Genomic DNA, 5,436 nt, shown 5'->3' on the forward strand with positions numbered 1-5,436 from the left:
GGGGGCTGGTAAGAGCCTGACGATGACCTACTTTCACACGGGAACCCGCACTATCATCGGCGCAAAGGCGTTTCACTGTCCTGTTCGGGATGGGAAGGAGTGGTACCACCTCGCTATGGTCGTCAGGCATAACTTGTTGTCCGAGCTGTGCACGCGCACAACTCAAACGAATTCATAGAGCTTCGAATCAGCTATTTTGATTGCTGCCAACGATGGACTCATTGCTGAGTCTCGGGGCATAACATGACTTTTCAGTCGGATGACATTTGACTCTGATGATTTTCATCAAAGTTATAGGGTCAAGCCGCACGAGCAATTAGTATCAGTTAGCTTAACGCATTACTGCGCTTCCACACCTGACCTATCAACGTCCTGGTCTTGAACGACTCTTTAGGGGGCTCAAGGCCCCGGCAGATCTCATCTTGGAACGAGTTTCCCGCTTAGATGCTTTCAGCGGTTATCTCTTCCGCACTTAGCTACCCGGCAATGCCACTGGCGTGACAACCGGTACACCAGAGGTGCGTCCACTCCGGTCCTCTCGTACTAGGAGCAGGCTTCCTCAAATCTGCAGCGCCCACGGAAGATAGGGACCAAACTGTCTCACGACGTTTTAAACCCAGCTCACGTACCTCTTTAAATGGCGAACAGCCATACCCTTGGGACCGGCTACAGCCCCAGGATGAGATGAGCCGACATCGAGGTGCCAAACACCGCCGTCGATATGAACTCTTGGGCGGTATCAGCCTGTTATCCCCAGAGTACCTTTTATCCGTTGAGCGATGGCCCTTCCATACAGAACCACCGGATCACTATGTCCTGCTTTCGCATCTGCTCGACTTGTCAGTCTCGCAGTTAAGCACGCTTATGCCATTGCACTATTAGCACGATGTCCGACCGTACCTAGCGTACCTTCGAACTCCTCCGTTACACTTTGGGAGGAGACCGCCCCAGTCAAACTGCCTACCATGCACTGTCCCCGATCCAGATAATGGACCTAGGTTAGAACCTCAAACACACCAGGGTGGTATTTCAACGTTGGCTCCACAAGATCTAGCGACCCTGCTTCAAAGCCTCCCACCTATCCTACACAGATCTGTTCAAAGTCCAATACAAAGCTACAGTAAAGGTTCATGGGGTCTTTCCGTCTTTCCGCGGGGAGATTGCATCATCACAAACATTTCAACTTCGCTGAGTCTCAGGAGGAGACAGTGTGGCCATCGTTACGCCATTCGTGCAGGTCGGAACTTACCCGACAAGGAATTTCGCTACCTTAGGACCGTTATAGTTACGGCCGCCGTTTACTGGGACTTCGATCAAGAGCTTGCACCCCATCAATTAATCTTCCAGCACCGGGCAGGCGTCACACCCTATACGTCCACTTTCGTGTTTGCAGAGTGCTGTGTTTTTAATAAACAGTCGCAGCCACCAATTTTTTGCAACCCATTCATGCTCAGATGTTCTCATCACATTACTAGGGCACACCTTCTTCCGAAGTTACGGTGTCAATTTGCCGAGTTCCTTCTCCTGAGTTCTCTCAAGCGCCTTAGAATACTCATCTCGCGCACCAGTGTCGGTTTGCGGTACGGTCAATTACAAGCTGAAGCTTAGTGGCTTTTCCTGGGACCTCGTTCAGTTACTTCGCGAGCAAGCTCGCTCGATCAACAGCCTCGGTATATGACACGCGGATTTGCCTACGTGTCGCCTACATCTGTCTAAACCGGCACATCCAACCGCCGGATAACCTATTAAGATCCGTCCCCACATCGCACTTGTAATCGGTACAGGAATATTGACCTGTTTCCCATCAGCTACGCATCTCTGCCTCGCCTTAGGGGCCGACTCACCCTACGCCGATGAACGTTGCGTAGGAAACCTTGCGCTTACGGCGAGGGGGCTTTTCACCCCCTTTAACGCTACTCATGTCAGCATTCGCACTTCTGATACCTCCAGCATCCTTTACAAGACACCTTCACAGGCTTACAGAACGCTCTCCTACCACTTGCAATAAATTGCAAATCCGCAGCTTCGGTAACTGGCTTAGCCCCGTTACATCTTCCGCGCAGGACGACTCGATCAGTGAGCTATTACGCTTTCTTTAAATGATGGCTGCTTCTAAGCCAACATCCTGACTGTTTTAGCCTTCCCACTTCGTTTCCCACTTAGCCAATTTTAGGGACCTTAGCTGGCGGTCTGGGTTGTTTCCCTCTTGAGTCCGGACGTTAGCACCCGGTGCTCTGTCTCCCAAGCTGTACTCATCGGTATTCGGAGTTTGCCTTGGTTTGGTAAGTCGCCATGACCCCCTAGCCAAAACAGTGCTCTACCCCCGACGGTAATACTTGAGGCACTACCTAAATAGTTTTCGGAGAGAACCAGCTATTTCCAAGTTTGTTTAGCCTTTCACCCCTATCCACAGCTCATCCGCTAGTTTTGCAACACTAGTCGGTTCGGACCTCCAGTACCTGTTACGGCACCTTCATCCTGGCCATGGATAGATCACTTGGTTTCGGGTCTACACCCAGCGACTGAATCGCCCTATTCGGACTCGATTTCTCTACGGCTTCCCTATTCGGTTAACCTTGCCACTGAATGTAAGTCGCTGACCCATTATACAAAAGGTACGCAGTCACCCCTTTCGAGGCTCCTACTTTTTGTAAGCACGCGGTTTCAGGATCTATTTCACTCCCCTCCCGGGGTTCTTTTCGCCTTTCCCTCACGGTACTTGTTCACTATCGGTCGATGATGAGTATTTAGCCTTGGAGGATGGTCCCCCCATATTCAGACAGGATTTCTCGTGTCCCGCCCTACTTGTCGTCAGCTCAGTACCACACAGGTCTTTTCACGTACGGGGCTATCACCCGCTATGGCCGCCCTTTCCAAAGCGTTCCGTTAAGTCTTGTGCTATCACTAACAGGCTCTTCCGATTTCGCTCGCCACTACTTTCGGAATCTCGGTTGATGTCTTTTCCTCGAGCTACTGAGATGTTTCAGTTCACCCGGTTCGCCTCGCATGACTATGTATTCATCATGCGATACCTACTGCTAGGTGGGTTTCCCCATTCGGAAATCTCCGGATCAAAGCTAATTTGCCAGCTCCCCGAAGCTTATCGCAGGCTATCACGTCCTTCGTCGCCTATCATCGCCAAGGCATCCACCACGTGCTCTTATTCACTTGACCCTATAACTTTGACATCTCACCAGGTCTTGCGACCCAACAAGATACAAAATCACATCAAGCAAATGTCTGTCAGGTCTTTCACCTGACGCGTTATGCCGTTTCAATTCGCATCTTTCGATCAAATTGAATATTCGTTGACGCAATCAAAAAATGTTGCTGATGGCACGGTGCACATGAAACCTTTACGAATATGTGCTTTCCATCAGCAACGCTGATTCGACTCTATGAATTTTTAAAGAACAGCCGTGGCAACCTTGCGGTCACCAGTCAATCGATGGATATCAATCAACATCAAAACATCCTCAACCAGATTGGCCAAGATGCTTTGATGTGGATTTATCAGACAAGAACGTCACCGAGGCAACGTTGATTTGGTGGAGGATGACGGGATCGAACCGACGACCCCCTGCTTGCAAAGCAGGTGCTCTCCCAGCTGAGCTAATCCCCCAGGATGTCTTGCGCGCATTGGAGGGGATGGTGGGTCTGGTTGGTCTCGAACCAACGACCCCCGCCTTATCAAGACGGTGCTCTAACCAACTGAGCTACAGACCCAAGCCGGTCGCTTGATCTCTTCAGGCCTAAACCTGAATCGCTGGCGACGTCCTTCCAACAACCGATAAGTGTGAGCGTTTGAGCTTGATTGCTCTTTTTCCAGAAAGGAGGTGATCCAGCCGCACCTTCCGATACGGCTACCTTGTTACGACTTCACCCCAGTCACGAACCCCGCCGTGGTAATCGCCCTCCTTGCGGTTAGGCTAACTACTTCTGGCGAGACCCGCTCCCATGGTGTGACGGGCGGTGTGTACAAGACCCGGGAACGTATTCACCGTGACATGCTGATCCACGATTACTAGCGATTCCGACTTCACGCAGTCGAGTTGCAGACTGCGATCCGGACTACGACTGGCTTTATGGGATTAGCTCCCCCTCGCGGGTTGGCAACCCTTTGTACCAGCCATTGTATGACGTGTGTAGCCCCACCTATAAGGGCCATGAGGACTTGACGTCATCCCCACCTTCCTCCGGTTTGTCACCGGCAGTCTCATTAGAGTGCCCTTTCGTAGCAACTAATGACAAGGGTTGCGCTCGTTGCGGGACTTAACCCAACATCTCACGACACGAGCTGACGACAGCCATGCAGCACCTGTGTTACGGCTCTCTTTCGAGCACTAAGCCATCTCTGGCAAATTCCGTACATGTCAAAGGTGGGTAAGGTTTTTCGCGTTGCATCGAATTAAACCACATCATCCACCGCTTGTGCGGGTCCCCGTCAATTCCTTTGAGTTTCAACCTTGCGGCCGTACTCCCCAGGCGGTCAACTTCACGCGTTAGCTTCGTTACTGAGTCAGAAGAGACCCAACAACCAGTTGACATCGTTTAGGGCGTGGACTACCAGGGTATCTAATCCTGTTTGCTCCCCACGCTTTCGTGCATGAGCGTCAGTGCAGGCCCAGGGGATTGCCTTCGCCATCGGTGTTCCTCCGCATATCTACGCATTTCACTGCTACACGCGGAATTCCATCCCCCTCTGCCGCACTCCAGCCTTGCAGTCACAAGCGCAATTCCCAGGTTGAGCCCGGGGATTTCACGCCTGTCTTACAAAACCGCCTGCGCACGCTTTACGCCCAGTAATTCCGATTAACGCTTGCACCCTACGTATTACCGCGGCTGCTGGCACGTAGTTAGCCGGTGCTTATTCTTACGGTACCGTCATGAGCCCCGGGTATTAACCAGAGCCTTTTCGTTCCGTACAAAAGCAGTTTACAACCCGAAGGCCTTCTTCCTGCACGCGGCATTGCTGGATCAGGCTTGCGCCCATTGTCCAAAATTCCCCACTGCTGCCTCCCGTAGGAGTCTGGGCCGTGTCTCAGTCCCAGTGTGGCTGGTCGTCCTCTCAGACCAGCTACAGATCGTCGGCTTGGTGAGCCTTTACCCCACCAACTACCTAATCTGACATCGGCCGCTCCAATCGCGCGAGGCCTTACGGTCCCCCGCTTTCATCCATAGATCGTATGCGGTATTAGCGCAGCTTTCGCTGCGTTATCCCCCACGACTGGGCACGTTCCGATGCATTACTCACCCGTTCGCCACTCGTCAGCACCTTGCGGCCTGTTACCGTTCGACTTGCATGTGTAAAGCATGCCGCCAGCGTTCAATCTGAGCCAGGATCAAACTCTTTAGTTCGATCTTGAAATTACTCATAAAAACGGAATTGAAGTGAACTTCACTTCTATTCTCATGAGCGTTTAAAGTCTTGCGACT

General features: G+C 51.7%; 2 tRNA genes and 3 rRNA genes. All 5 read right to left on the reverse strand.

Features of this window, described 5'->3' with window-relative positions:
- Positions 1–14 precede the first annotated feature (14 nt).
- Positions 15–127 (reverse strand): 5S ribosomal RNA (rrf, locus tag QUB64_RS32560).
- A gap of 168 nt (positions 128–295) precedes the next feature.
- Positions 296–3,174: ribosomal RNA gene (locus QUB64_RS32565) — 23S ribosomal RNA — on the reverse strand.
- 372 nt (positions 3,175–3,546) lie between these two features.
- Positions 3,547–3,622, reverse strand: a tRNA-Ala gene (locus tag QUB64_RS32570).
- Between the two features lie 27 nt (positions 3,623–3,649).
- A tRNA-Ile gene (locus tag QUB64_RS32575) sits at positions 3,650–3,726 on the reverse strand.
- A gap of 103 nt (positions 3,727–3,829) precedes the next feature.
- A 16S ribosomal RNA gene (locus QUB64_RS32580) occupies positions 3,830–5,358 on the reverse strand.
- Together the 16S, 23S and 5S rRNA genes with 2 tRNA genes alongside form the textbook arrangement of a ribosomal RNA operon.
- Positions 5,359–5,436 lie beyond the last annotated feature (78 nt).

It is taken from the genome of Microcoleus sp. Aus8_D2, assembly GCF_036702665.1.
Lineage (GTDB): Bacteria > Cyanobacteriota > Cyanobacteriia > Cyanobacteriales > Microcoleaceae > Microcoleus.